The sequence below is a fragment of the Porphyrobacter sp. YT40 genome (assembly GCF_006542605.1).
In the GTDB taxonomy this organism is placed as follows: domain Bacteria; phylum Pseudomonadota; class Alphaproteobacteria; order Sphingomonadales; family Sphingomonadaceae; genus Erythrobacter.
In genome coordinates this window covers 3,022,381-3,047,642 of sequence record NZ_CP041222.1, presented here as the reverse complement: position 1 = coordinate 3,047,642, position 25,262 = coordinate 3,022,381, and the positions used below count along the sequence as shown (strand labels likewise).

Here is a 25,262-nt window from a genome sequence, read left to right as displayed (position 1 = left end):
GGGCTCTAGTTCTCGGGGCCCAGTTCGGGGTCGAGATCGCGGGGCCGCGCGAAGTGGACAAGCTCGGCGCAATAGCGCTTCAGCTCGCTCCAGTGCGCGATGTCGCATTCGAGCACGGCATAGGCGGCGGTCGGGAACTTGACGACCGCCTCCTTGAACAGTGCGTTCTCCTTGCCCGGTGCGACCAGTTCCAGCAGCACGTCCTGCAGGCCGGGATTGTGGCCCGAGATGAGGATCGTCTTGGCCTCATCGTCGCCGGTGCCGGCAAGGGACTCGATCGTCTCGACGATGGTGTCGAAACTGGCGAGGTAGAGCCGCTCGTCGTAGGTTGGGGTGACATCGGGTAAAGCGCTTTCGAGCGTCAGCTTGACCCGTACGGCAGGGCTGGCGAGCACTTTGTCCCACTTTACCCCGTGGTCGCGGATATGCTGGCCAATCTTGGCCGCGCCCTTGCGGCCGCGTTCGTTGAGCCCGCGGTCGAAATCGCGCTGGCTGGTGTCGTCCCAGTCCGACTTGGCGTGGCGCAGGAGGCCCAGAATTTTCATCGCTGCAAGGCTCCTCCGGCGTGCTCGCTCGGCTGTTGCACAACACCAGCCGCGAGGCGTTGTAAAGCCTCATCGAGCGTCAGGCGCAGCACCGGGGTGCCTTTGGGAAAGGCGCTGAGCAGTCGCGTGGGGAAGGCGGGGGAGAGGACGATAAAGTGCCCCGCATCGTCCTTCGAACGGATCAGTCGTCCGAAAGCCTGCGCCAGCCGCGCGCGGATGATGCGGTCGTCGTAGGCCGAGCCGCCGCCTGCGAGCCTTCTCGCCTTGTGGAGGATATCGGGGCGCGGCCAGGGCACCTGTTCCAGCACCACGCAGCGCAGGGAGTCGCCGGGCACGTCGACCCCGTCACGCAGCGCGTCGGTGCCGATCAGGCTGGCGCGCGGATCGTCGCGGAAGATGTCGACGAGGGTGCCGGTGTCGATCGGGTCGACGTGCTGGGCATAGACTGGCAGGCCCGCCCGCGCGAGCCGGTCGGCGATGCGGCCGTGCACCGCGCGCAGGCGGCGGATCGCGGTGAACAGCCCCAGCACCCCGCCGCCCGATGCCTCAATGATCCGCGCATAGGCCCCGGCGAGCGCAGGCAGATCGCCCTTGGCAATGTCGGTAACGATCAGCACCTCGGCGCGGGCAGCGTAATCGAACGGGCTTTCGGCAGCGGAGAGAAGCGGGGCGACCTCGACATGGGCCGCACCCGAACGCTGGATCGCGCTCGCCCACCTGTCGTCATCTTCCGTCCGGTCGGTAAGCGTCGCGCTGGTGAGCAGCACGCCATGCGCGGGTTCCAGCACCACGCGCGCGAAGGGCTTCATCGGGTCGAGCCAGCGGCGGTGGATCGCCACATCGAATTCGCGCGCATCGGAGCGGTCGACCGCCAGCCAGTCGACGAATTCGGGATCGGCGGGCCCGCCGAGCCGGTCGAGCAATGCCTCCCATGCCGCAATCAGGTCGATCCGCCAAGCGAGCGCAAACCGCGCGCCCTCGATCCGCGCGCGCCCTTGTGCGTCGAGCCAGTCGGGCGGTTCGGCAAGGATCGCTTCCAGCCGCCCGCCTAGCCGGATCAGCGGCACGCGGATGCTGGCGAGCGCTTCGCCCGCCGCGCTGGCAGCTTCGATCACCTCGCCGGGAAGGCCCGCCGCCTCGGTCTCGATTCCGTAGCCCGCTTCCTGCCCGCCGCTCTCGTCGCGGGCATAGGTGGCGGTGCGCACTGCGGCGAGGAGGGCTTCGACCGGGCCGAAGGGGCTGTTCTCGGCAAGGCGCTGGAGCCAGCCGTCGGACGGGAGCAACTGCCCTGCCTTGCAGGCGGCGGCGATGGCTTCCGCGCCGGCCTCGTCATAGCTGGCAAGGTCGGCAAGCCTTGCCGCAAGGCCGCGCCTGCGCCCCCGCGCTTCGCGTTCGGGGCCCATGATCCAGCGCCGAAGTTCGATCGTCTCCTGCCCGGAAAGCGTCGCGGCGAAGGTCGAATCCGCCGCGTCGAACACGTGGTGGCCTTCGTCGAAGATCAGCCGCGTCGGGCGCTGGTTGGGGTCGCGGGCGCGGGCGGCGTTGACCATCACGAGGGCATGGTTGGCGATCACCAGATCGGCCTGTGCCGAGTCCCGCGCGGCGCGTTCGATGAAGCATTTCCGGTAGTGCGGGCACCCGGCATAGATGCACTCCCCGCGCTGGTCGGTGAGCGCGGCGATGCCCCTCTTGCGGAACAGCGTGCCGAGCCAGCCGGGCAGATCGCCGCCGATCATGTCGCCATCGCGGGTAAAGGCCCCCCAACGCGCCACCAGCTGCGCCAGCACCGCGGGCCGTCCGGCAAAGCCGCCCTGCAGCGCATCCTCGAGATTGAGCAGGCACAGGTAATTCTCGCGACCTTTCCTCACCACCACCGGCGGGGTGCCATCGGCGCGCCTGGCGGGCCAGGCCCGACGGCTTTCGGCGCGCAGCTGGCGTTGCAGGTTCTTGGTGAAGGTCGAGACCCACACCGTGCCGCCACTCAGCGTCGACCAGACCGAGGCCGGGGCGAGATAGCCCAGCGTCTTGCCGATCCCCGTTCCCGCCTGCGCCAGCGCCAGATGCGGGCGACCCGGGGCGGAGCGCGGCGCGAAGATGCGCGACACGTCAGCGGCATAGGCGCGCTGGCCCTCGCGGCTTTCGGCGCCTTCGCCGGTGAGCCGCGCGAGTTGCGCCTGCACCGTCTCGGCCCCCAACTCGACCTGCCGCGGGGCGGGGCGCTCACCGGTCTCCTCCCATTCGGGCAGGCGCGCGAACAGCCAGCGTTCGGCGCGCTCGGGCTTGGCGATGTGGGGCTTCAACACCTGCGCCCAGGGCCAGCGCAGCCGTTCGAGCGATTGCAGCGCGCTCCACGCGCCCTTGCGCTCGGGCCATTCCGGATCGCGGCACACCGCTGCCAGCGCGCCCGCCGCCTGCTGGAGCAGCGCGGGTACCGCCGCGTCGCTCGCCGGCACCGGCAGCCCCAGCGCCTCGGCCAACCCGCGCGGGGTGGGCACGCAGAACCGCGCCGGATGGACGAAGGCGAAAGCCTCGAGCAGGTCAAGGCCCGACAGGTCGGGATAGCCCAACCGGCTCGCCACCAGCGGGGCGTTGATCAGCAGCACCGGGGTGTCGGCGGCGGCCATGATCGCATCGCCCTTGGACACCGCCGTGGTGGTGCCGTCGGCCGCGCACAGCCAGTGACCGCCATGGCTGGCATGGAGCGCCGTCAGGGGGAGGGGTTCGGGAAGGGGGTCGGGAGGGCTCACTCCCGCCAAGATGGGGAGGCCTTGCGATAAGTAAACGCTGCCGAGAGCGCTTATGCGGAACCGTGGGCGCGTCTCAGGCGACCGCCTTCAACACCTGCAGATTGCCGTCGGAAATCGCTGCGACCACGCGGTCGCGGCCGTCGGCCTTGGCGCAATAGACCGCCTGATCGGCGCGGTGGATCGCCGCCTTGACCTCGACCCCCGTGGCCCGCCGGTGGAACCCGACGCTGGCCGTCACCCGCGTTTCGGCGAGCGGGCCGTCGAAGGCGAGGGCGGACACCGCCTCGCGCACCGCCAGCGCCAGCGCCGAGGTGCCCGGCGCGTAATCGTGGCCGACCAGTGCGACGAACTCCTCCCCGCCGGTGCGGCACACCTCGCCGAACGGGCCGAGCAGCGTCGCCAACCGCGCGCCGACCCGCTGGAGCACCACGTCTCCCGCATCGTGGCCATACAAGTCGTTGATCTTCTTGAAGTGGTCGAGATCGATCACGATCACCGCGCCGATCTGTGCGCCGCCCGCTTCCTCATCGTCGGCAATCAGCCGGTCGAGCCTGCGCCGGTTTCCGAGCTTGGTGAGCGGATCGATCTCGGTCTCCTCGATCCGGCTGCGCAGCATATCGTAGCCGATCGACATCATCAGCACGATCCCGACCAGCATCCCGGTCACCGCGCTAGTCATGTGAAACACGAGCGCGAGGCCCGAATAGAATTCGCGCAGGGCCTGCGTCGTCTGGCCGACCGGGTTGATCAGCGCGATCACGGCCCGCGCCGCGTAGGCGAAGCACGCGCTGGCGGTGATGAAGAGCGCAATCCGGTCGATGGTCGAGGCCCGGCGGAACGACCACATCACCGGCAGCGCCGAGAGGATAATCGCCGCGCCGATCGCCTGCACCGCGACGGCGCGCAGCCAGTATTGGGGCGCCCAGGGCACATCGGGCATGACCAGCAGGCTGCCGACGATCGCGATCGCTAGCGCCGTCCGGCCCGTTTGCCTGCCGTGGCGCGACAGGAACGCCTGTATCATCGCCAGCAGCGCGAAGTAGTGGGTCGTGATCGACAGCCATGGCCACCAATCGATCCGGCTGTGGTCGCGGTAGCCATCGATGGTGATCGAGATGCAGGCGATCATGAACCCGAGCGAGGCCCAGCGCGCCGCCGGCAGCCGACGGTCGGCCAGCGCGATCAGCCCCAGCGACAGCGAGAAAATCGCATACATCGCCGGAATCAGGATAAAGAAGGTGGTGCCCGCTGACATGGTTCACCGCCGTAAGGCAAGAGAGTTGAGATTGCGCTAAACCGCGCCTCGCCAGCCGATCATCCGTTACAACTGCTTAATGTCCTGATGTTACTGTCGCAGTCACGGCAAGAGAAAGGGATCGGTCGTGACGTTCGGACGCAAGGGAATGAGCCCCGGTCAGGTTACCCCAGCGGCTGCCAGCCCCGCAGGATCGATCGATCCCGAAGCGGCCGAGATCGCGGCGCGGCGCGAGGCCTTCCTCGCCGCCGAGCGCGCGCGCCGGTCCGAAAGCGCCTCGGGCGATGACCCGATGGGGCACCTTCGCAACGATGCGCGGCCCGCAACCCGGCGCAGCGAACCCGCGGGCGAGAGCTGGAATCCCGTGTCCGACGATGTCCTGCGCTCCGCTCGATCAGGTGGCAGCCGCGGAAGGTCGAACCGACAAAACTTCATGTGGGGCGATCCGGAGAGCCGCAACCTTGCCGTCGCTTATCTGCTGTGGTTCGTGATTGGTCAGGCATCGATGCACCGCTTCTATTGCGGGCAGAAGGAAAGCGCCTGGATGCAGGTGGGGCTGTTTGTCGGCAGTCTGGTAATCCTGTTCATCTTCCCGCCGCTGGGGATGGTCGGTCTGGTGGTCTGGTTTATCTGGTTGTTCGTCGACCTGTTCCTGATTCCGGGGATGTTGCGGCGGTTCAAGTCGGAGCATCGTTCCGATTACGGTTCGGTCTTCGCGTGATGGCGCACGACGGCTGACCGTGGTTTAAGGGGCAAAGGCGGGTGCGCCTTTGTGCATTGCCGTGTGGCATCGGCAAACCTTGACACTTGCATGCCGCCCGCGCTTGCGCGATGGCCGCGCACGTTATGACGATCACGCAAGATGCCCTCATCGCCGCCGCGCAGAACTCCAAGGCCTGGCCGTTTCAGGAAGCGCAGCGCCTTGCCAAGCGCCTGCCGCAGGGCAAGCCCGGCGGGGTGCTGTTCGAGACCGGCTATGGCCCCTCGGGCCTGCCGCATATCGGCACCTTTCAGGAAGTGCTGCGCACCACGCTTGTGCGCCGCGCCTACGAGACGCTGACCGGCCAGCCGACCCGGCTGGTGGCCTTCAGCGACGACATGGACGGTCTTCGCAAGGTGCCGGACAATGTGCCGAACAAGGCGCTGCTCGATGCCAATCTCGGCAAGCCGCTGTCGCGCATCCCCGATCCGTTCGAGAAGTTCGAAAGCTTCGCCGCGCACAATAACGCGATGCTGCGCGACTTCCTCGACCGGTTCGGCTTCGAATACGAGTTTGTCAGTTCCTCGGATTGCTACAATTCGGGCCGCTTCGACGATGCGCTGAAGGGTGTGCTCGCCAACTTTCAGGCGATCCTCGACATCATGCTGCCGACGCTGGGCGAGGAGCGGCGCAAGACGTACTCCCCCGTTATGCCGATCAGCCCCACCACCAGCGCGGTGTTGCAGGTGCCGGTCGAGGTGGTGGACGCCGCTGCCGGGATCATCCGCTTCACCGACGAGGATGGCTCGGTCGTCGAGCAATCCGCGCTGGGCGGGATGGCCAAGTGCCAGTGGAAGGTCGACTGGGCAATGCGCTGGGTGGCGCTCGGCGTCGATTACGAGATGTACGGCAAGGATCTGACCGACTCCGGCATCCAGTCGGGCAAAATCGCCCGCGTGCTCGGCGGTCACAAGCCCGAGGGGCTGATCTACGAGCTGTTCCTCGACGCCAAGGGTGAGAAGATCTCAAAGTCCAAGGGCAATGGCCTCTCGATCGAGGAATGGCTGCAATATGGCAGCCCCGAGAGCTTGGGCCACTACATCTTCGCCAATCCCAAGAGCGCCAAGCAGTTGCACGCAGGCGTGATCCCCAAGGCGATCGACGATTACTGGCAGTTCCGCGCCGCGATTCTCGGGCAGGAAATTGACAAGCGGCTCGGCAATCCGGTGTGGCACCTGCTGCGCGCCAATCAGCGCTACGAGGGGGCCGACGCGCCGGGGCAGGGCGACACGCTGCCGGTGCCCTTCAGTCTGCTACTCAATCTGGTGGGCGTGCTCGGCGCGGGTGCGACGCGCGAGGCGGTGTGGTCATATCTCGGCAATTATGTCGAGGACGCCGACCCTGCGGCGCATCCGGCGCTCGATGCGCTGGTCGACAAGGCGCTTGCCTATAACCGCGAGTTCGTCGCGCCGACGCTCGCGAAGCGCGCGCCTGCGGGCGGCGAGATCGGGGCCTTGCAGGCGCTTGACGCCGCGCTCGAAGCCGCCGATCCGGCGACCAGTGCCGAGGATTTGCAGACCATCGTCTACGAGATCGGCAAGATCGAGGAGTTCGGGTTTGAAAGCCTGCGCGACTGGTTCAAGGCGCTCTACGAAACCCTGCTCGGCAGCGAGCAGGGCCCGCGCATGGGCAGCTTCATCGCGCTATACGGCATCGCGCCGACCCGCCAGCTGATCGCCGAGGCGCTCGCCAAGGCGTGAGCGGGGACGCCGATCCCCACGCGCTCGCGCGCGAATTGCTGGGGCGCGACTTTGCCGCGCTCCAGCCCGAGGAACAGCGCGTCCTTGCGCGCGTCGCGAGTGGGGCCTTTATCGGTCCCGATGCCGACGAGGTGGCGCAGGCCAATTCCACTTGGGCCGATCGCCTCGCCGACCGTGTGGCGGCGGTGGGCGGCAGCTGGGGCTTTATCGTCGGCTTTGGTGTGGTGCTGGTCGCCTGGGCGGCGATCAACACGGGCGTGTTGCCCGATCTCGGCTTGCCCGCCTTCGATGCCTATCCCTATATTTTCCTCAACCTGATGCTTTCGATGCTGGCAGCAGTGCAGGCGCCGATCATCCTGATGAGCCAGAACCGGCAAGCGACAAAGGATCGCATCGCCGCGCGCCACGATTATGAAGTGAACCTGCGCACCCAGCTGGAAATCCTGCGGCTCTCACGCCGGATCGATGCGCTGGCGGAGGATGTGCGGGCGATAGCGGGCAAGGAGTCCGGACCGCGCAAGGGAGAATAAGCCGCACTCAGCGCCACTGGCGGGTGCGATACCACTTGGTGATGATGTACTTGACCCCCGCCACCACCGGCGTGCCCGCGTGGAGTGTCGCCGGGTTGGGGCGGCCATCGGGCAGGGCGTTGTTCCACAGCAGCAAGGCGCCCGGTTGCGGCTCGATCTGGATGCCGAGCTGGGTGAAAGCGGTCGCGCCGCCCGCTTCGACCGGATTGAGATAGGCCATCGCGGTCCAGCTCCTCTGCCCGCCGCGCGCTTCCTCCTGCGGCCAATAGCTTTCGGAGGTGTAGAACCAGTCGTTGTGCGCCTTGAACTGCTGGCCGGGCTGGTAACGCTGGCCCTGCACCGGCTCGCCGATCATCGATTCGACCCCGAGCAGCGCGTCGATTCGTGCCGAAATCGACGCTACGAAGGAGTCCTGCGGATCGAGATCGCCCGAATAGGACGTGCGAAAGCCGCTGGCATAGTCGATCTCGTGCAGCGCAGAAGGCCGCGCAACGGCATCGATCATGCCGCACAGGCGCGCGCATTCGTCTTCGCTCAAAAACCCGCCGACCGCGAAGAGCTCGACCGGATCGACCGGCACCCGGTAGACCGCCGGATTGGCCGCCAGCCGCTCGCGCACCGCCGCACCGAGGCTGGCGAGGGCCGCCTGATCGGGGACGGTCTCGGGACTGGGCGCAGTGGCTGTCATGGCACCAGATTAGCAAGCGCACGCGCCTCGGCCAAGTCGAGGCGCGCGGCTCCGTTTGCACGAAAAAGCCCCGCCGGATCGCTCCGACGGGGCTTTCGCTTGGGTTCCGGTGAAGACCTACCAGAAGAAGTTCTCGATCACGTCAACCACTTCGCCGGTATAGATATCGACCAGCAAGACATCGTCATAATACCTAACCCACTGATAGGGACCGTAGGCCGGGGGGAGGCGATAGGCCCAGGGGTCGTTGATGAAGAAGCGCGGCTGGAAGAACAGGCTGTCGAGGAAGAAGCCGATGTTCACGCGGCTATAGCGGTGGGCACGATACGGGGCGTAATAGGGCCCGAGGTTGAAGACCACACGGTTGCTCCGGCGGTAATCGAACCAGTTGTAGTTGCGCCCGCTGCGCCAGCCGCGATCCCAGCGCCGGAAGTCGCGCCGGTCCCAGCCGGGCCGGCCGTTCCAGTTCCAGCGCCAGTCGTCACGCCGCCAGCCGCGCCGGTCATCGCGATAGTCGCGGCGGCGATCGTCGCGCTGCCACTCGTCGGCCCGGCGCGCGTCGCGCCTGATGTCACGGACCTGATCGCTGAAGCCGCCTCTGCCGCGCTGATCGAAGCGCCGGTCGCCGGAGCGGCGATCGCCACGATCTTCGATCCGGTCGGCGCGGCGATCGCCACGATCCTCGATGCGGTCGGCCCTGCGGTCGCCGCGATCCTCAATCCGGTCGGCGCGGAAATCGGTGCGGCGGTCGACCCGGTCGGCGGCGCGATCCCGGCCGCGCCGGTCGAGCTGATCGGCGCGGACATCGCCGCGGCGCTCGACCCGGTCGGCACGAACCTCGCTGCGACGATCCACCCGGTCGGCCCGCACTTCGCTGCGGCGATCGACGCGGTCGGCGCGCGCCGGAGCGCTGCGATCGGCCCGGCCGCGACGCGGCTGGGCGGCGCTTTCGGCCGCGGCGACCCGGGCACGGACATCGCCGCCAAAGCCGCGCGGCGGGGCGCTGCTGACGGGGGCGGCAGCGCGCACTGCCGGTGCGACGCGTTCGGCGCGAGCCTGACGGGGCGCTTCAACGCGGGCTGCCGGGCGCGGGGCCGCGGCGCGTTCGGCACGCTGGGGCGGAGCGGCGCGCTGAACCGACGCGCGGGCCGGACCGCCGCGCACTTCGCTGCGCGGTGCGGCACGTTCGGCTCTCGCCTGAGCGCGGGCTTCGGACCCGCCTCGGCGATCCTGCGCTTCGGCAGCGGTGGCGGGAAGGGTCAGGGCGAGCGCCGCAGCCAGGGCTGCCAGCGATCCGCCTCGTGCAAGGAAGGTCATCATGCCTAGGGCCTCCAATATCGCCCGCCCACCACAAGCGGTCTGTTGAGATGGCTTGCAATAGCCTGCTCCATCTGTCGCAGCGATGAACCGACTTGTCGATGTTCAGAAAAAATGCGTTTCAAATGAACACAGGTCCCGAGATGCTTGACCTTGAGGCCGATGCGGCCAATGGGCCGGGGCATGTTCGACACGCTCGATGATGTCCTCGCCGATTGCCGCAATCGCCTGATTCGCGCGCCCCGCGACCGCAAGTCGCCGATGCATACGCCGGTGATCGTGACCGGCGATGTGGATGCGCGGGTGATGGTGCTGCGCGCTTTCGACGCGGCCGACTGGCGGCTGCGCCTCCACACCGACACGCGCGCACCCAAGGCGCGCGTGATCGCCGCCGATCCGCGCGTCGCCGTGCTGTTCTACGACAAGGGTGCCAAGGTGCAGATCCGTGCGCGCGGCGAGGGGGAGATCGTGCGCGCGGGGGCCGAGGTCGATGCCGCATGGGCGGCCAGCACCCGCTTTGCCCGGCGCTGCTACATGGGCGAAGGGCCGGGGGCCGCGTCCGACGCGCCGACCTCGGGCCTGCCGCCGGAATTCGAAGGGGTGGAGCCCGACGAAGCGCAACTGGAGCCCGCGCGCGAAAACTTCGCGCTGCTGCGCATCCGCGTCATGACGTTCGACTGGCTCTATCTCGCGCACACCGGCCATGTCCGCGCGCAGTTTGCCCGCGTGGGCGAGGCTTGGCAGGGGCGCTGGGTCGCGCCTTAGGCCGCTGCCGCAGCCGCTGGAGGCGGCGGCAGAAGCAGGATTTCCTCGATCGCGCTCGCCGGGACGACGTGGTCGTTGCCATGATCCCACGCCGCGTCGAGCGCCCGGCGCGCGCGGGCCGCGATGTTGTCGACCGGCTGACCATGGCGACCGGCGGCGACGCCGAAGCGCGCATTGAGGCCCGGGCCTGCCGACAGGTTCGTCCAGGGCATCCGGGCGAGCCTGCGCCGCAGCCGGTCGGCGATGCGCACTGCGCTGCGTTCATCGGTGCCGGGCAGGATGATGGTGAAGCCGTCGCCCTCGGCCAAGGTCACGCGGTCGTCCCGCCGCAGGCCCGCGCGCATCACCGCCGCGACATGATCGCGCATCTGCTTGCGGTTATCGGAATTGAGGCTGGCCGGATCGATCCGGCCGCGCAGCACCGCCTGCGAGGCGTCGCGTGAAGCGGAGCGATGCGCGGCAAGGTCGATCGCTTGCGCCATGGCGTCCGGTGTCATCATCGCCCGCAAGGGCCGCGTGCCGCCCCTGAGGGCCCTGCGGGAGAGCACCCGGCCGGCCCATATCCCCAGCAGCGCAAAGCCTGCGCACAGCATCCCTGCCAGTTCCAAAGGCACACTCATGCCCGTTGTCATGCCCCGTTTCCCCTGTGCGACTTATTCTGTCGCTACGGAGCATGACGTAACCGCGATTAAGACCAAGTAAAGACCCTGATTGCGTCTGTCCTCAGCGCGTGAGCTTCTTGTAGGCGAGACGAGTCGGGCGATCAGCCGCGTCGCCAAGGCGGCGGCGCTTGTCTTCTTCATAGGCCTCGAAGTTGCCTTCGAACCATTCGACATGGCTGTTGCCTTCGAAGGCGAGGATGTGCGTGGCCAGACGGTCGAGGAAGAAGCGGTCGTGGCTGATGACCACCGCGCAGCCTGCAAAGTTCTCGATCGCATCTTCCAGCGCCGCCAGCGTTTCGACGTCGAGATCGTTGGTCGGCTCGTCGAGCAGCAGCACGTTGCCGCCCTGCTTGAGCATCTTGGCCATGTGCACGCGGTTGCGTTCACCGCCCGAAAGCTTGCCGACGTTCTTCTGCTGGTCCGCCCCCTTGAAGTTGAACGCGCCGACATAGGCGCGCGTGCTCATGTCCTGCCCGTTGACCTTCATGTAATCGAGCCCATCGGAAATTTCTTCCCAGACGTTCTTCTTGGGATCGAGATGGTCGCGGCTCTGATCGACATAGCCGAGGCGCACGGTCGAGCCGATCTCGATCGTCCCGCTGTCGGGCGTTTCCTTGCCCGTGAGGATCTTGAACAGCGTAGACTTGCCCGCGCCATTGGGCCCGATCACGCCGACGATGCCGCCCGGAGGGAGCATGAAGGAAAGGTTTTCGAACAGCAGCTTGTCGCCATAGGCCTTGGTGATGTTCTTGGCCTCGATCACCTTGCCGCCCAGACGCTCGGGCACTTGGATGACGATCTGCGCCTTGCCGACCTGGCGGCTGTCCTGGCTGTTCTGGAGCTCCTCGAACTTGCGGATACGCGCCTTGGACTTGGTCTGCCGCGCGGCCGGGGTCTGCCGGATCCACTCGAGCTCGCGGGCCAGCGCCTTCTGCTTGCCGCTTTCCTCGCGGCTTTCCTGCTCCATGCGCTTGGCCTTCTTCTCGAGATAGGTCGAGTAGTTGCCTTCGTAGGGATAGTAGGAGCCGCGATCGAGTTCGAGAATCCATTCGACGACGTTGTCGAGGAAATAGCGGTCGTGGGTGATCATTAGCACCGCGCCGGCATAGTCCTTGAGGTGGTTTTCGAGCCACTGCACGGATTCGGCGTCGAGGTGGTTGGTCGGCTCGTCCAGCAGCAGGATCGAAGGCTTCTGGATCAGCAGGCGGGTGAGCGCCACGCGGCGCTTTTCACCACCCGACAGGTCCTTGACCGGCCAGTCGCCCGGCGGGCAGCGCAGGGCCTCCATCGCGACTTCGAGCTGGTTGTCGAGCGTCCAGCCATCGACCGCGTCGATCTTGTCCTGAAGCTCGCCCATCTCCGCGCCGAGCGCGTCGAAATCGGCGTCAGGCTCGCACATCAGCGCGCTGACTTCATTGAAGCGCGCAACCAGATCGGCGGTTTCCTTGGCGCCTTCGCGCACGTTTTCGAGCACGGTCTTGGTCGGATCGAGCTCGGGCTCCTGTTCAAGGTAGCCGACGGTGATGTTCTCGCCCGGCCAGGCTTCACCGGTGAAATCCTTGTCGATCCCGGCCATGATCTTGATCAGGGTCGATTTGCCCGCGCCGTTGGGGCCGACGATGCCGATCTTCGCGCCCTGATAGAACTGGAGCGAGATGTTGTTCAGCACCGGCTTTTGCGCGCCGGGGAAGGTCTTGGTCATGCCCTTCATGACATAGGCGTATTGGGCGGCCATCGGATGTGTCCTCGTGCGGGTCTGAAAAGTTGTGGCGCAGATAGGGAAGGGGAGGGGGAAGGGCAAGCGGCTAGACAGGTGTGCAAGGGCAGCTTAGCACACCGGCTTATGAAGAAGACACTCACAGCGCTTTGTGCGATTTTGATCGCAGCGCCCGCAACCGCCAACGTGCCGCCCGCACAGCCGCGCCCGACGCTGGAAAATCAGGCCGACATGGCATTGGCGAACGACGGCGTCGCGTGGGATTTCGTCGAGGGTATCACCACCGAGGTCGGCCAGCGCCAGGCGGGTACTGAGGCCGAAGCGCGCGGGCGTGCATGGGCGGTGCAGTGGCTCAGGGCCAATGGCTTTGCCAATGTCGCGGACGAGCCCTACATGATGAGCACATGGGTGCCGGGCGAGCCGGGACGGGCCGAGATCGTCAGCCCCTTCCCGCAGAGCCTTGCCGTGGCCCCGCTGGGCGACACCGCCTCGACCGGGCCCGAGGGAATAACCGCCGAGGTGGTGATGTTCCGCAACGTCGCCGAACTGGTCGCCGCGCCCGAAGGCAGCCTCAAGGGCAAGATCGCCTTCGTCAGCAACACCATGACGCCGACGCAAGACGGTAGCCAGTATGGCTTTGCCGGTCCGACGCGCTGGGTCGCTGCCGGCATCGCCGCGCAGAAGGGCGCGCTCGCGACGGTGATCAAGTCGGTCGGCACCGACGATCACCGCAATCCGCACACCGGCGGCACGACTTTCCCCGAAGGCGTCACCCCCACCCCGGCCGGCGCGTTGAGCAATCCCGATGCGGCCAATCTCGAACGCATGTTCGCGCGCGCCAAGGGCAAGCCGATCACCATGAAACTCGTGCTGACCCCGCGTTTCCTCGGCGAGACGCAGAGCGGCAACGTGGTGGGCGAGATCGTCGGCCGAAATCCCTCGCTCCCGCCGGTGCTGCTCGCCTGCCACCTCGACAGCTGGTGGCTGGGCACGGGCGCGATCGACGATGGTGCGGGCTGCGCGATCATCGCTGCGGCAGCATCGCGCGTGGCAAAAGCGGGCCAGCCCTTGCGCACTATCCGCGTACTGTTCGCAGGCGCCGAGGAGACCGGATTGTGGGGCAGCAAGGCCTATAGCGCGGCGCATATCGACGAGCCGATTGCGGTCGGGCTCGAAAGCGATTTCGGCGCGGACCGGATCTGGCGCTTCGACAGCAATTTCCGCGAGACCAACCCGGCGCTGCACAAGAAAATCGCCGCCGCCGTCGCGCGCTTCGGCGTTTCGAGCGGCAATGATGTCGCCACCGGCGGAGCGGATATCAACATCGTGCGCGATCAGAAGGGCGCGCTGATCGATCTCCAGCAGGACGGCACCCGCTATTTCGACCTGCACCACACGCCCGACGATACGCTCGACAAGATCGACATCGTGCAATTGCGCCAGAATGTCGCGGTGTGGACGCAGGTCGTGGGCATCCTCGCCAACGAACCTGCGCCGATCCTGACCGGCGCGCCGTCGCCCTCGGCCCCGCCGATCATGTAAGCGCCAGCGCGCGCGCCGCCTCAGGCCGCGCGGGCGACCCGCAGGCTATCGCTGCCCCACGACGCATCGGTGAGGGTGAACGCGGACAGCGCCGAATTGAGCCCTTCGGCCTCCCGCGTAAGAGAGGTGGCAGCAGCGGTGCATTCCTCGGCCATCGCCGCGTTCTGCTGGGTCGAACGGTCGAGCTCGCCCACCACGGTGTTGATCTGCGAGAGATTTTCGGCCTGCATCGCCGATGCGCTGGCGATTGTTTGGATCGCTTCGGACAGCGTGCCGATGTCGCGGTTGATCGCGGCGAAAGCCTCGCCGCTGCGCCCGACCAGCTCGACCCCCTTGCCAACCTGAACCGATGAAGCCGAAATCAGCGCCTTCACCTCGTCCGCCGCGTCAGAGCAGCGCTGGGCGAGCGCGCGGACTTCGTTGGCGACCACGGCAAAGCCCTTGCCCGCCTCGCCCGCACGCGCAGCCTCGACCCCGGCGTTCAATGCCAGCAGGTTGGTCTGGAACGAGATGCTTTCGATCACTGCGATGATCGAGGTGATTTCCTGCGACGAGCTTTCGATCTGGTGCATCGCCTCCACTGCTTCGGACACGGTCCGCGCCCCATCTTCGGCGCGGGCTGTGGTCTCGGTGATGGTGGCGCGCGCGCTGGCGCTGGTGGCGGCGCTGTCCTGCACGCTGGAATTGATCGCAGCGATGGCGGCTGCGGTTTCTTCGAGATTGGCGGCCTGTTCCTCGGTCCGGCGCGACAGATCATCGGCAGCATGGCGAATCTCGCTCGCGCCGCTGTTCATCGATTCCATGCCGCTGACGACATTGCCGAGCGTGGCGCACAGGGCCGTGAAGGCGGCGTTGAAATCACGTTCCACCTGTGCGTATTCGGGCGGGAATCCGTCGATGCGGGCGGTGAGATCGCCCGCCGTGATCTGCGCGAGCGCGGTTCCAAGCTTGTCGCTGACCAGCGTGCGCACGCGCTCTTCGGAATTGTGGAAATAGCCCGACAGCGCCAGATCGATGTCGAGCAGCGCGACCTTGACCAGCGTCGCCACGTGCCGCGCCTGCGCGCGCTTCCACGGCAGCCAGCTCTGCCAGCCGGGCGCGATGATCGCTGTGATGAGCTCGTCGAGCACCAGGCCATAGGCGCCGACATACCACTTGGGTTCGAGCCCGATGCGCGCATGGACATTCCCGATGCGGGTCGCACGGTTGTAGAACCGGCTGTCGACCCCGTCGCGGAACACCGCCTGCCAGTGTTCGGCCTGCATCGCCTTGGCGCGGTCCATCTGCTGCGGGCTGTCGAAATGGGCCGACAGCTCGCGGCGCGAGGCGATCACGCGGTAAAACCCTTCAAGCGCGCCGTCGAGCCGACGTTTCAGCGCTCTGCCGATGCCGCTCAACGTCGATTGGGGGACGGCCGCGAGACCGTAGTAATCAAGGCGTTCCTGCAACGGGTCGGTGGACATGACGATATTCCTTCGTGGGAATGGGAGAGGGAGTGATTGTGCTTAGGCGGCTTCGCTTTTCGGGTAGAAGGATGTGGGGGCTGGCGACCCTTGCGGCCGGAACCGGGCGACCTCGCGGTTCAGTTCCTGCGCGCTCGACAGCAATTGCAACGATGCCGCACTGGTCTGTTCGGCCATCGCCGCGTTTTGTTGCATGCCCCGGTCGAGCACGGTCATGCTGGCATCGATCTGGCGGATCGCGGCAAGGGTGCCGTCGGAACCGCTGGCGATCGTGTCGATCCGCTCGGCAATCTCGGAGAAGCGCGCCACCAGCGAGCCGAGCAGGTCGACCATCTGCTGCACCCGCGCGACGCCGATGGCGACCTCCTCCTTCGAATTGGCGACCAGCTGCTTGATCGCACTGGCCGACTGGGCCGAACGCTGCGCCAGCTCGCGCACCTCGCCTGCGACCACGGCAAAGCCCTTGCCCGCCTCACCCGCACGCGCGGCTTCGACCCCGGCGTTCAAGGCGAGGAGGTTGGTCTGGAAAGCGATGGTGTCGATGAAGCCGATCATCTCGCCGATTTCGCCCGAGGAGGCCTCGATCCGGCGCATCGCTTCGGCGGCGCCAGCGATATCGTCGCTGCCGCGATCGGCATCGGCCTTGGCCCCCAGCGCGGTATCGCGCGCCGCGTTCCAGCCGGCGGCCTGCGCCTCGATATCGCGCAGCAATGCGGCGGCGGTGGCGACCGCGGTCTCGATCGCGGCGCTTTGCTGTTCGGTCTTGCTCGCCAGGCTGCCGGAAGCCTCGCGCAATTCGTGCGCGCCGCTGGCGACGCCATCGGCGGTCTGCGCGACTGCGCTCACCATCGCGTCAAGCTCGCCGCAGGTGTGATTGAGTGAGGTTCGGGCGGTCTCGTATTCGCCGGGGAAGGGCGTGTCGATGCGGCTGGCGAGGTCGCCCTGCGCCAGCGCGCCGAGCCGCTGCGAGAGCTGTGCGATCACCGTCCGCTGTTCGGCGGCGACAGCCTCGCGCTCGGCATGGCGCTGGGCATCGAGCGCCGCCTGCGCTTCGTGTGCGGCGGTCAGCCCGCGCACCAGCGTCTCGATTCGGCGACACAGCGCGATCAGCACGGCGGCTTCGATGAGCACCACTACGGCGTGAAAAAGCACCCTCGCCAAGTCTGAGCCATCGGGGAAGACATAGGCGGGGGCGACGAAGTTGAGCAGCAGGTGGTGCACCGCGATCGTCAGCGTGGCGGCCAAGATCACCCGCCAGCAGGCCATGATCACCAGCATCGCGAGGAACGAGAAGAACACCATGTGCATATCGATCACCCAGCCAGTCTCGCGGGCGAGGGCGACCAGCAAAGCGGCCATCAGCGGCAGGGTAATCGCAATCGACAGGCGCGCCAGCCCATCGCTCCGCCGTGCGATCGCGCAGCGCACGGGAACAGCGGCAAGCGCCAGCGCGGCAATGCCGAGCACAGGTTCGCCTGCGGTCAGGCTCCAGACGAGGATCACGGCGGCGACCAAAGCAATGACGGCAGTGATCAGCCGCACGCCGTTCTCGCGCAGGCGGGTCATGTCGTAGGTTTCCATCAGGATTCCCTTGCTTCCAGTGGGCTGCATCCGCGCGCGCTGGCGGCCAGCGGCAGGATGCCTTCGGAGAGCGCTCGCAGCGGGCTGCCCCGATCGTCCAGCCGCGCGATCACGCGGCCGCTGTCGAGTTCGAGCAGGGGGGCGCCCTCGCGCGCGGCGAAGTGAGTGAGGCTGGCGACATCTTGCCCGCCGACCGGCACCAGCAGCGCGGCCTCGCCTGCACGCGGCCAGAGCAGCGCGGCGACCAGCGTAAAGCCTGCCGCGCAGGCGTGCAGCGCGAACATCGCGGTGTCACGGCCCATCGGCAGCCCCCAGCGTCTCGCGCAGCTCACCCAGACGGATGGCAGCGACCGCAGCGGCGGGATCCTCTGCGCCGAGCACCGCGGCGATTTCGCGCAACGATTGCGCGAGCCGGTCGATCTGCTGCAACTGCACGAGATAGCGGCCCGCGACGCCGGGATCGCTGCACAGCACGATCCCGAAATCCTCCGAGCCTTGCGCCAGGGTCGCCAGCCGCGCGGCAATCGCCGCCAGCAGCGCGGGCGAGTGCGGCGCGCCGGGGGGCGTGGCGAGAGCAGTTGCGGCGCCGGCCATCGTCACGCGGCCAGTTCGAGCGGTTCGTCGGCCATCAGCCGTGCCAGATCGAGCACCATCACCATGTCCTCGCCCAGCGGGGCGATGCCTTCGATAAAGTGGGTGATGGTTTCGTGCCCCATCGCATCGGGCTGCTGGAGCGAGCCGGTCTCGATCGAGACGATGTCGGCCACGTCATGAACGATCAGCCCGCGCATCTGGCCGAGGTGTTCGATCACGATGATCGGGTTGCGCGGGGTCGCCTCGGTCGGCTCCCAGCCGAGCCGGGCGGCAAGGTCGACCACCGGCAGCACCGCGCCGCGCAGATTGACGACGCCCGCGACATAGTCTGGCACGCGCGGCAGGCGGGTGACGGGCGACCAGGCGCGGATTTCGCGCACGGTCATGATATCGATGCCGAAGCGCTGGCTGGCGATGCCGAAGGTGATGAGTTCGTGGCGCATGGAAGGTCTCCTCGGTCGGCTGGATCAGTGGATCACGCGGCGCAGCGCGGCGGTGAGCTTGTCGGCGTCGAAGGGTTTGACGATCCAGCCGGTCGCCCCGGCATTGCGGGCGCGCTGCTTTTTCTCGTCGGAGCTTTCGGTGGTCAGCACCAGGATCGGCCGCTCGGCATGAAGCGCGCTGCCGCGCAGCTTCTCGATCAGACCGAACCCGTCGAGCCGCGGCATGTTGATATCGGTGATGATGACGTCGACCTCGTTCGAGGCGAGCCATTCGAGCGCTTCCTGACCGTCCTCGCATTGTTCGACGGCAAAGCCGCGCGAGGTGAGCGCGCCGAGCAGGAGCGCGCGCATCGAGGCGCTGTCGTCGACCGTGAGGACACGGATCGGTGTCGATTGGGTGTGCATGATGGTCTCCGTTTCGTCCTAGAATAGCTCGACTGTCCCAAGCGCCGATTGCGGCCGTCCCAGCGGTTTTTGCGTAGGGGCGGTCTCGGCCGGGACGAGGCGCGCGCGCACCTGCCCGCTGGCGGGACGGAACTGGATGCGCCGCGCCTGCGTGCCTTCGAGATCCTCGAACACGCAGGGGATCTTCTCGCGGTCGAGAAACTGGCGGGCAAAGGCGGCATTGGCGGTGCCGATCGGGGCGAGATCGGGGTTGAGATTGGCCCCGCCGTAAAGCCGGGCGCGCATCCGGATCTTGCTTGCGCCGAGCCCGAGCATTTCGTTGATCAGCAGTTCCATCAGGAACAGGCCGTAATCGCTGTCGAACTGCTGGCTCTGCACGTGCTTGGGCGGTTCGGCGAGGAGGAAGTGGTTCATCCCGCCGACCCGGGCGACCGGATCGAACAGGCAGGTCGCCACGCAGCTGCCGAGGATCGTGCTCATCTCGACGCGCGGATCGGTGCTCGCCTTGGCCTCGCCTTGGACGATAGTCACGCGCAGCATCTCGATCGCGGCGCCGGCAATGGGGTTCATGGCGGTCATGCGAGCACAGCCTTGGCAGGAGTGAAGATGGATGGGCCGATGCGCGGCAGCGGCAGCACCTCGCCCGCCGCGCCCAGATCGATCGCGGCGCGCGGCATGCCGAAGACGACGCAGGTCGCCTGATCCTGCGCGATGGTGCGTGCGCCGATGCTGGCGAGTTGCGCCATGCCCTGTGCGCCGTCCTGCCCCATGCCGGTCAGCAGCACGCCCAGCGCCCGCGGGCCGCCGCCGTTGGCCGCCAAAGTGCTGGCGAGCGAGGCGAACAGGCGGTCGACGCTGGGGCGGTGGCCGGAGACCGGATCGCCCTCGCGCAGCACGCAGCGCAGCCCCCGCGCACCGGCGGCGGCGACCTGGAGGTGGCGTTCGTTGCCGGGCGCAAGCAGCACCGTGCCCGGCTCCAGCGGCATGTCGCTCTCCGCCAGCATCACCCGCGGGCGTATCGCGCGGTCGAAGGATTGCGCGATCGCTCCGGCAAAACAGCCGTTGATGTGCTGGACGATCAGCGTCGGCGGGCAATCGGCCGGGAAGCTGGCGAGCAGGGTGTGCAGCGCCTCGACCCCGCCGGTCGAAGCGCCGATCACGATCACATCGGGCCGGGCGGCTGCAGCATTCGCGGCGGGCACGGGAACGGCGGGCGGCGACGAAGCCTGCCGCGGCGGGCCGAGATGCCCGCGTGCTCTGGCCGCTTCGCGCACCATGTCGACCAGTGCGCCGTCATCGCCCGCGCCCGGAGTCACGCTCAGCTGCGACTTGGCGATGCACCCGATCGCGCCGAGTTGCAGGCCGCGCGCGGTGGCGCTCGCCCCGGCCTCGGTCGCGCCCGAAACGAGGATGACCGGGGTCGGGCGCAGCTGCATGATCTTTTCGAGGAAGCTGAGGCCATCCATCCCCGGCATCTCGATATCGAGCGTCACCACGTCGGGGTCGAGCGTCTTGATCAGCTGGCGCGCCTCGGCCGCATTGGCGGCGGTGCCGACAATGGCAATGTCGGCCTCGCGCTCCAGCCGGTGCTGGAGCAGCGCGCGCATCAGCGCGGAATCGTCGACGATCAGCACGCGGATGGTCATATGTGGCCCTTTCGCCGGTAGATGGTCGGGCCGACCGGTTCGAGCAGCGCCGAGGCCGGGCCGCCGACCCGCTCCGAATGGCCGATGTAGAGATAGCCGCCAGGCACCAGCTGACGGGCGAAACGCTCCACCAGACGATCCTTGGTGGAGGCGTCGAAATAGATCATCACGTTGCGGCAGAAGATCACGTCGAAGGCCCCGCGCATGGGCCAGTCTTCCAGCAGGTTGAGCCGCCGGAAACGCACCATCGCCTGCATCGCCGGGTCGATCGTCAGCTGTCCCGTTTCGGACCCGTCGGCAGGCACGCACCATTGCTTGCGCAGGGCCTCGGGCAGGGCATCGAGCGCAGCGGTCGGATAGGTCGCCGCGCGCGCTCCGGCGAGCGCGTTGGTCGAGATGTCGCTGGCGAGCGCCAGCACCGGCCCGCGCGCAATCGCGAGGCCGGCGTTGCGATCGGGCCCGAGCAGCACCATCAGCAGCGTCCAGATTTCCTCCCCGCTCGAGCACCCCGCCGACCAGATCCGCACCGGCCTGCCTGCCTGCGCCTGCGCCACCAGAGCAGGGCGCACGTCGCGCTCGAAATGTTCGTAGTGGTGCGGCTCGCGGTGGAAATAGGTGTGATTGGTGGTGAGCGCGGTGATGACTTCGGTCAGGGCGGCGGGATCATCCGCCAGCGTGTCGAGGAAGGCGCCGAAGCTCGCCAGCCCGCTGCGCCGCACCAGCGGGGCGAGGCGCGAATAGGCGAGCATCTGCTTGCGCTCCGACAACACGATCCCGCTGGCCGCGTGGATCAGGTCGGCGATGCGGTGGAAATCGGCCTCGCTGTAGATCGCGGGGCTGACACCGGGCACGATACCCTCCGGGCTTGCACCGGTGGCAGGGGCGAACATGGCGCGCGCTCCCGGCTCAGGCGGCGGCCGCCAGCGGCGCCGCGCCGCTGCCGGAGGAGATCGGACCGCGCGCGGCAGCCGAGGCGATGAAGTCGACATCGACGATCAGCGCGACCTTGCCGTTGCCGAGGATCGTCGCGCCCGCCACGCTGTCGATCTGGCGGTAATGCGCGTCGAGCGCCTTGATCACGAACTGGCGCTGATCGGTGATCGTGTCGACCAGCAGCGCGGCGCGGCCATGGCCTTCGGTCTCGACCAGCACCAGCACGCCTTCGCACGGGTTGGTGACCGCGTCTTCCGCGCCGGTCAGCAGTCCGAGCGGGACGATCGGCACGAAACTGCCGCGCGCGTTCAGCACCTGTGCGCTGGTGCCCAGGCCCTTCACGTCGGCGGGCGCGGGGCGCAGGCTTTCGATCACATGGGCGAGCGGGATCACCAGCGACTGGTCGCCGACCTGCACGATCATGCCGTCCGAAATCGCCAGCGTCAGCGGCAGGGCCAGGCTGAAGGCGGTGCCCTTGCCGGGCGTGCTTTCGATGGTGATGCGCCCGCCCAGTTCCTTCACGTTCTGCTTGACCACATCCATCCCGACCCCGCGCCCTGAGATGTTGGAAACCTGCGCGGCGGTCGAAAAACCGGGGGCGAAGATCAGCTGGTTGATGTCGTCATCCGAAAGCTGCGCCTCGGGGGCGACAAGGCCGTTGGCGATCGCCTTGGCCAGCACGCGCTCGCGGTCGATCCCGCGCCCGTCGTCGGCGATGCGGATGATGATCCGGCCCGCCTTTTGTTCGGCGGAGAGGGTGAGCGTGCCTTCGGGATCCTTGCCTGCCGCGCGGCGTTCTTCCGGGCTTTCGATCCCGTGGTCGACAGCGTTGCGGATCAGGTGTGTCATCGGTTCGGACAGGCGCTCGATCACGGTCTTGTCGAGTTCGGTGGTCTCGCCCGCCACTTCCAGTTTCACGTGCTTGCCGGTGCTTCCGCCCAATTCGCGCAGCAGCCGCGGGACACGCCCGAACACCGAGCTGATCGGCTGGGCGCGGAAGGCCATGGCGTGCTCCTGAATATCGCGCACCAGCGTGTCGATCAGCGCCAGCTCCTCGACATGGGCGAGGTTTTCGTTGGCGAGCCGCTGGGCGAGCATCGCCTGCGCGATCACCAGCTCGCCCACGCCGTCGATCAGCATGTCGAGCTTTCTGAGGTCGATCCGCACCGACTGGTTGGCCGGGGCCGGAGCAGCGCCAGCGGCGGCGGGCGCGGCGGCCTGATTGGCGAGCGGCGGGGTGCCGGGCTCGGTCGAGGGTGCAGGCGTGGTCGTGACCGGCGGGGGCGCGGCAGGCGCAGCCGCCGCACGCGCGGCGATGCGCGGCGGCGGCATCGTCCCCTCGGGTCCGAAGGCGATCCCCACTTCGTCACCGACGAAGTCGAAGATCTCCGAGACGCTCTGGCGGCTGACATGGCCGGGCATGCGAAAGGCCCAGCCGAGATAGCCCTGTTCGGTCGCCAGCTGTTCGAACGGCGGGATGGCGGTGATGTCGCAATGTTCGCAAGTGCCGCCCAGATCGGTCAGCTCACGCAGCCACAGCAGCGGCTCGCTCCCCTTGGTCATCGCGCCCGCGTGAGGGCGGATGTGGACCAGCCAGCTGTCGGGAGCCGAGGGGGAGGGGGCAGGTGCGGGGGCGGAAAGCTCGTCGAGCAACGAATCGAGATCGTCGAAAGCTGGCGCGGGCGCGACGGGGGCCGAGGGCGGTTCTGCCGGTGCTGCTGCCGCCCCGCTGCCGCCCGCTTGGGCGGCTTCCAGCCGCGTCAGCAACTCGGCATCGTCGGGGGGAGGCGTGCCGCCGCGCGCGGCCTCGACATGATCGCGCAGGCAATCGAGCGCCAGCAGCAGCAGATCGACAAGGCCCGGATCGAGCGGCACCAGCCCCTCGCGGATCTCGCCCAGCAGGTTTTCGAAGCCATGGGTATAGGCCGCGAGCGCGGTGTGCCCGAATGCGCCCGCGCCGCCCTTGATCGAATGCACCGCGCGGAAGATCGCGTTGATCGTCTCGGCATCGTGGGTGCCATCGCGGCAGGCGGCAAGGCCATTTTCGGCGGCTTCGAGTGACTCTTCGCATTCGACGAAGAAGATCTGCTTGATGTCGTCTTCGGTCATGCGGCGAGGCCTTCCATGATGACGTGGTCAAGCCCGGTCAGGGCCAGAGCGGCGCTGAAGGCCGGGCTGGGATTGCGGACCGCGATCCCGCCCTCGCTGCGCGCGGCGGAGACCAGCAGCTGCAGCATCGCCTGACCGACCCGCTCGACCCGTGCGGCATCGATGGCGAGCGGCAGCGGCCCCAGCGCTTCGGCCACTTCGGGGTAGAGCGCGGCAGCGGCGCTGCGATCGCAGATCGGGGGCAGGGTGATCATGGCGGAGGGCCTTGTGCAGGGGTTGGGGGATTACGCGGGCGCGGGGAGCGTCAGAACTCGCTCCAGTCATCCTCGTCAGGCAGCGCAGCCGGTGCGGGCACGGGTGCGGGCATCGGCGCCGGCTTGCGGGCGAGGTTACCCTTGACCGGCAATGACACCGGGGCGGGGGCTGGAGCGGACGCGGCAGCGCGCGGGGCCGCCGGCTTGCGCGGCGCGGGGCGGGGTGCGGGCCTGGGCGCGCTTGCAGGCGCAGGAGCAGGCGCCGTGGCGGCAAGCTCTCCGCCGCCGCTGACCCGGAACTGCGAGACCAGCTCGGCGAGGCGCTGGGCCTCGGTCGAGAGACTGCGGGTGGCGGCAGTGGCCTGTTCGACCATCGCCGCGTTCTGCTGCGTCATGCGGTCGATCGACCCGACCGCGGAATTGACCTGATCGAGATTGCTCGCCTGCGCGGCAGCGGTTTCGGCGATGTCGCCCATCTGCACGGTAACCGCGCCGACCTGCGCGACGATTTCGGCGAGCAGCGTGCCGGTCTCGCCCACCAGGCTCACGCCTTCGCTGACATGGGCGGTGGACTTGCCGATCAACGCCTTGATGTCGCGCGCGGCATCGGCGCTGCGCTGGGCCAGCGCGCGCACTTCGCCCGCGACCACGGCAAAGCCCTTGCCCGCCTCGCCCGCACGCGCGGCCTCGACCCCGGCGTTTAGCGCGAGCAGGTTGGTCTGAAACGCGATCCCGTCGATCACGTCGATGATCTGGGTGATTTCCTTGGCCGAGTGCTCGATCGCACCCATTGCAGCGACGGCCTTGCCGACCACCACGCCGCCTTCGGTGGCGCGGGTGTGGGTCTGGGTGATGGCGCTGCGGGCCGCGCCGGCATTCTCGGCCGACTGCCGGGTGAGGGCGACCGTGGTGCCGACCGAGGCGGCGGTTTCCTCGAGGCTGGCGGCCTGCTGTTCGTTGCGCAGCGCGAGGTCTTCGGAGGCGGCACGGATTTCGTCCGACGAAGTGCGCACGCCGCTCGCGGTTTCTCGCACGGCGGCGATCATGGTTTCCAGCTTTGCCACCGAAGCATTGAACGCCTCGGCCAGCCGCCTGTGCTCCTCGCTCGGCATTTCGGTGATGCGATGGGTGAGATCGCCCTGGGCCAGACGGCTGAGCGCATCGGACAGCGCCGCCACGACCGCGCCGGACTTGTCGGCTTCAGCTTCCTGCACCCTCAGCGCATTGGCACGAAATACGTCCATCGCCTTGGTCATCCGCCCAACGCAGTCGCGGTGTTCCGTGTGGAAGATCGGCGAAGTCAGATCGCCCTCCGCCAGCTTCTCCATCCGCACCACGGTGGCGACATAGGCGGCCGAAACCCACTCCTTCGCCAGCACCATCTCCACCGTCAGCAGCAGCATCGTCACAAGGGCGATGCCGATCGCAGTCGTCTGGCTGATGATTCCCTGAATCCCGAGGTAGACCGCGAGCAGGTCGATCATGCCGAGAAAGCCATTGGTCGCGATCAGGACGGTGAACTTGGTGCGGATCGGTGCATGCTTCTTGAACCAGGTGATCATGGCGTAGTCCTTGGCGAGGCTTGTTGTCGCGACCTTAGAATTTT

Annotated in this window: 24 protein-coding genes; 5 read left to right on the top strand and 19 right to left on the bottom strand. The window is 67.8% G+C overall.

Annotated elements, in window-relative coordinates; translation table 11 throughout:
* Positions 1 to 5: 5 nt before the first annotated feature.
* The 3 genes from E2E27_RS14305 to E2E27_RS14295 form a co-directional block, all read right to left on the bottom strand.
* Complete coding sequence (locus E2E27_RS14305) at positions 6 to 545, bottom strand: SixA phosphatase family protein (RefSeq protein ID WP_141460233.1); 540 nt, start codon at positions 543 to 545, stop codon at positions 6 to 8.
* On the bottom strand, positions 542 to 3,169 hold the full coding sequence (locus tag E2E27_RS14300; RefSeq protein WP_234036272.1) for an ATP-dependent DNA helicase: 2,628 nt from the start codon (positions 3,167 to 3,169) through the stop codon (positions 542 to 544). Before E2E27_RS14300 ends, E2E27_RS14305 begins: the two co-directional genes overlap by 4 nt.
* Before the next feature lie 196 nt (positions 3,170 to 3,365).
* The gene (locus E2E27_RS14295) at positions 3,366 to 4,547 is read right to left on the bottom strand and encodes a GGDEF domain-containing protein (RefSeq protein ID WP_141460229.1); all 1,182 of its coding nucleotides are present in this window, start codon (positions 4,545 to 4,547) and stop codon (positions 3,366 to 3,368) included.
* 127 nt (positions 4,548 to 4,674) lie between these two features.
* Here E2E27_RS14295 and E2E27_RS18915 point away from each other — a divergent pair, with 127 nt between their 5' ends.
* From E2E27_RS18915 to E2E27_RS14280, 3 genes are all read left to right on the top strand, one after another.
* A complete protein-coding gene (locus tag E2E27_RS18915) occupies positions 4,675 to 5,268 on the top strand; it encodes an NINE protein (RefSeq protein ID WP_199799081.1) in 594 nt (197 codons plus the stop codon).
* 125 nt (positions 5,269 to 5,393) lie between these two features.
* Positions 5,394 to 7,007: a lysine--tRNA ligase gene (locus E2E27_RS14285; protein WP_234036071.1), complete on the top strand. Its 1,614-nt coding sequence runs from the start codon at positions 5,394 to 5,396 to the stop codon at positions 7,005 to 7,007.
* Positions 7,004 to 7,537, top strand: a complete 534-nt coding sequence (locus E2E27_RS14280) for a DUF1003 domain-containing protein (RefSeq protein WP_141460227.1) — start codon at positions 7,004 to 7,006, stop codon at positions 7,535 to 7,537. The genes E2E27_RS14285 and E2E27_RS14280 overlap by 4 nt, the downstream gene beginning before the upstream one ends.
* Before the next feature lie 7 nt (positions 7,538 to 7,544).
* Here the strand turns inward: E2E27_RS14280 and E2E27_RS14275 are convergent, their stop codons facing one another.
* Entirely contained in the window at positions 7,545 to 8,225 is a 681-nt protein-coding gene (locus E2E27_RS14275) for a prolyl hydroxylase family protein (RefSeq protein WP_141460225.1), read from the bottom strand.
* Positions 8,226 to 8,342: 117 nt separating this feature from the next.
* A complete protein-coding gene (locus tag E2E27_RS14270) occupies positions 8,343 to 9,545 on the bottom strand; it encodes an RcnB family protein (protein WP_234036070.1) in 1,203 nt (400 codons plus the stop codon).
* 180 nt (positions 9,546 to 9,725) lie between these two features.
* On the opposite strand from E2E27_RS14270, the gene E2E27_RS14265 reads away from it, so the two are divergent.
* The gene (locus E2E27_RS14265; protein ID WP_141460223.1) at positions 9,726 to 10,307 is read left to right on the top strand and encodes a pyridoxamine 5'-phosphate oxidase family protein; all 582 of its coding nucleotides are present in this window, start codon (positions 9,726 to 9,728) and stop codon (positions 10,305 to 10,307) included.
* Here the strand turns inward: E2E27_RS14265 and E2E27_RS14260 are convergent.
* Together E2E27_RS14260 and ettA are read right to left on the bottom strand one after the other, a co-directional pair.
* Positions 10,304 to 10,939, bottom strand: a complete 636-nt coding sequence (locus E2E27_RS14260) for a diguanylate cyclase domain-containing protein (protein ID WP_141460221.1) — start codon at positions 10,937 to 10,939, stop codon at positions 10,304 to 10,306. The genes E2E27_RS14265 and E2E27_RS14260 overlap by 4 nt on opposite strands.
* Positions 10,940 to 11,030: 91 nt before the next feature.
* Entirely contained in the window at positions 11,031 to 12,704 is a 1,674-nt protein-coding gene (ettA, locus tag E2E27_RS14255) for an energy-dependent translational throttle protein EttA (protein WP_141460219.1), read from the bottom strand.
* Positions 12,705 to 12,812: 108 nt separating this feature from the next.
* Here ettA and E2E27_RS14250 point away from each other — a divergent pair, with 108 nt between their 5' ends.
* The gene (locus E2E27_RS14250; protein WP_141460217.1) at positions 12,813 to 14,228 is read left to right on the top strand and encodes a M20/M25/M40 family metallo-hydrolase; all 1,416 of its coding nucleotides are present in this window, start codon (positions 12,813 to 12,815) and stop codon (positions 14,226 to 14,228) included.
* A 20-nt stretch (positions 14,229 to 14,248) separates the two neighbouring features.
* Here the strand turns inward: E2E27_RS14250 and E2E27_RS14245 are convergent, their stop codons facing one another.
* From E2E27_RS14245 to E2E27_RS14190, 12 genes are read right to left on the bottom strand one after another with little or no spacing between them, the layout of a single operon-like run.
* Entirely contained in the window at positions 14,249 to 15,691 is a 1,443-nt protein-coding gene (locus tag E2E27_RS14245; protein ID WP_141460216.1) for a globin-coupled sensor protein, read from the bottom strand.
* Positions 15,692 to 15,733: 42 nt separating this feature from the next.
* Positions 15,734 to 17,272: a methyl-accepting chemotaxis protein gene (locus E2E27_RS14240; protein ID WP_181443458.1), complete on the bottom strand. Its 1,539-nt coding sequence runs from the start codon at positions 17,270 to 17,272 to the stop codon at positions 15,734 to 15,736.
* Positions 17,272 to 17,574: a hypothetical protein gene (locus E2E27_RS14235; protein WP_141460212.1), complete on the bottom strand. Its 303-nt coding sequence runs from the start codon at positions 17,572 to 17,574 to the stop codon at positions 17,272 to 17,274. The genes E2E27_RS14240 and E2E27_RS14235 overlap by 1 nt, the downstream gene beginning before the upstream one ends.
* Positions 17,564 to 17,866, bottom strand: coding sequence for a hypothetical protein (locus tag E2E27_RS14230; RefSeq protein WP_141460210.1), 303 nt, complete (start codon positions 17,864 to 17,866; stop codon positions 17,564 to 17,566). Before E2E27_RS14230 ends, E2E27_RS14235 begins: the two co-directional genes overlap by 11 nt.
* Positions 17,867 to 17,868: 2 nt before the next feature.
* Positions 17,869 to 18,309, bottom strand: coding sequence for a chemotaxis protein CheW (locus E2E27_RS14225; protein WP_141460208.1), 441 nt, complete (start codon positions 18,307 to 18,309; stop codon positions 17,869 to 17,871).
* A gap of 24 nt (positions 18,310 to 18,333) precedes the next feature.
* Entirely contained in the window at positions 18,334 to 18,714 is a 381-nt protein-coding gene (locus E2E27_RS14220; RefSeq protein ID WP_141460206.1) for a response regulator, read from the bottom strand.
* Positions 18,715 to 18,732: 18 nt separating this feature from the next.
* The gene (locus tag E2E27_RS14215; protein ID WP_234036069.1) at positions 18,733 to 19,293 is read right to left on the bottom strand and encodes a chemotaxis protein CheD; all 561 of its coding nucleotides are present in this window, start codon (positions 19,291 to 19,293) and stop codon (positions 18,733 to 18,735) included.
* A complete protein-coding gene (locus E2E27_RS14210; protein ID WP_141460204.1) occupies positions 19,290 to 20,360 on the bottom strand; it encodes a protein-glutamate methylesterase/protein-glutamine glutaminase in 1,071 nt (356 codons plus the stop codon). The genes E2E27_RS14215 and E2E27_RS14210 overlap by 4 nt, the downstream gene beginning before the upstream one ends.
* Positions 20,357 to 21,250, bottom strand: coding sequence for a CheR family methyltransferase (locus E2E27_RS14205; RefSeq protein ID WP_141460202.1), 894 nt, complete (start codon positions 21,248 to 21,250; stop codon positions 20,357 to 20,359). Before E2E27_RS14205 ends, E2E27_RS14210 begins: the two co-directional genes overlap by 4 nt.
* 16 nt (positions 21,251 to 21,266) lie before the next feature.
* Complete coding sequence (locus E2E27_RS14200; protein WP_141460200.1) at positions 21,267 to 23,402, bottom strand: chemotaxis protein CheA; 2,136 nt, start codon at positions 23,400 to 23,402, stop codon at positions 21,267 to 21,269.
* Positions 23,399 to 23,656, bottom strand: coding sequence for an STAS domain-containing protein (locus E2E27_RS14195; RefSeq protein WP_141460198.1), 258 nt, complete (start codon positions 23,654 to 23,656; stop codon positions 23,399 to 23,401). The genes E2E27_RS14200 and E2E27_RS14195 overlap by 4 nt, the downstream gene beginning before the upstream one ends.
* 50 nt (positions 23,657 to 23,706) lie before the next feature.
* Positions 23,707 to 25,218, bottom strand: a complete 1,512-nt coding sequence (locus tag E2E27_RS14190) for a methyl-accepting chemotaxis protein (protein WP_141460196.1) — start codon at positions 25,216 to 25,218, stop codon at positions 23,707 to 23,709.
* Between the last annotated feature and the right edge of the window lie 44 nt (positions 25,219 to 25,262).

Coding starts and splice junctions, on each gene's coding strand:
- E2E27_RS14215 (WP_234036069.1), bottom strand. CDS start 19,293: ATGACCGCCATGAACCCCATTGCCGGCGCCGCGATCGAGATGCTGCGC.
- E2E27_RS14250 (WP_141460217.1), top strand. CDS start 12,813: ATGAAGAAGACACTCACAGCGCTTTGTGCGATTTTGATCGCAGCGCCC.
- E2E27_RS14225 (WP_141460208.1), bottom strand. CDS start 18,309: ATGCGCCACGAACTCATCACCTTCGGCATCGCCAGCCAGCGCTTCGGC.
- E2E27_RS14210 (WP_141460204.1), bottom strand. CDS start 20,360: ATGACCATCCGCGTGCTGATCGTCGACGATTCCGCGCTGATGCGCGCG.
- E2E27_RS14270 (WP_234036070.1), bottom strand. CDS start 9,545: ATGATGACCTTCCTTGCACGAGGCGGATCGCTGGCAGCCCTGGCTGCG.
- E2E27_RS14285 (WP_234036071.1), top strand. CDS start 5,394: ATGACGATCACGCAAGATGCCCTCATCGCCGCCGCGCAGAACTCCAAG.
- E2E27_RS14295 (WP_141460229.1), bottom strand. CDS start 4,547: ATGTCAGCGGGCACCACCTTCTTTATCCTGATTCCGGCGATGTATGCG.
- E2E27_RS14300 (WP_234036272.1), bottom strand. CDS start 3,169: ATGGCCGCCGCCGACACCCCGGTGCTGCTGATCAACGCCCCGCTGGTG.
- E2E27_RS14240 (WP_181443458.1), bottom strand. CDS start 17,272: ATGGAAACCTACGACATGACCCGCCTGCGCGAGAACGGCGTGCGGCTG.
- E2E27_RS14275 (WP_141460225.1), bottom strand. CDS start 8,225: ATGACAGCCACTGCGCCCAGTCCCGAGACCGTCCCCGATCAGGCGGCC.
- E2E27_RS14205 (WP_141460202.1), bottom strand. CDS start 21,250: ATGTTCGCCCCTGCCACCGGTGCAAGCCCGGAGGGTATCGTGCCCGGT.
- E2E27_RS14305 (WP_141460233.1), bottom strand. CDS start 545: ATGAAAATTCTGGGCCTCCTGCGCCACGCCAAGTCGGACTGGGACGAC.
- E2E27_RS14245 (WP_141460216.1), bottom strand. CDS start 15,691: ATGTCCACCGACCCGTTGCAGGAACGCCTTGATTACTACGGTCTCGCG.
- ettA (WP_141460219.1), bottom strand. CDS start 12,704: ATGGCCGCCCAATACGCCTATGTCATGAAGGGCATGACCAAGACCTTC.
- E2E27_RS14195 (WP_141460198.1), bottom strand. CDS start 23,656: ATGATCACCCTGCCCCCGATCTGCGATCGCAGCGCCGCTGCCGCGCTC.
- E2E27_RS14190 (WP_141460196.1), bottom strand. CDS start 25,218: ATGATCACCTGGTTCAAGAAGCATGCACCGATCCGCACCAAGTTCACC.
- E2E27_RS14230 (WP_141460210.1), bottom strand. CDS start 17,866: ATGGCCGGCGCCGCAACTGCTCTCGCCACGCCCCCCGGCGCGCCGCAC.
- E2E27_RS14265 (WP_141460223.1), top strand. CDS start 9,726: ATGTTCGACACGCTCGATGATGTCCTCGCCGATTGCCGCAATCGCCTG.
- E2E27_RS14260 (WP_141460221.1), bottom strand. CDS start 10,939: ATGACAACGGGCATGAGTGTGCCTTTGGAACTGGCAGGGATGCTGTGC.
- E2E27_RS14200 (WP_141460200.1), bottom strand. CDS start 23,402: ATGACCGAAGACGACATCAAGCAGATCTTCTTCGTCGAATGCGAAGAG.
- E2E27_RS14220 (WP_141460206.1), bottom strand. CDS start 18,714: ATGCACACCCAATCGACACCGATCCGTGTCCTCACGGTCGACGACAGC.
- E2E27_RS14235 (WP_141460212.1), bottom strand. CDS start 17,574: ATGGGCCGTGACACCGCGATGTTCGCGCTGCACGCCTGCGCGGCAGGC.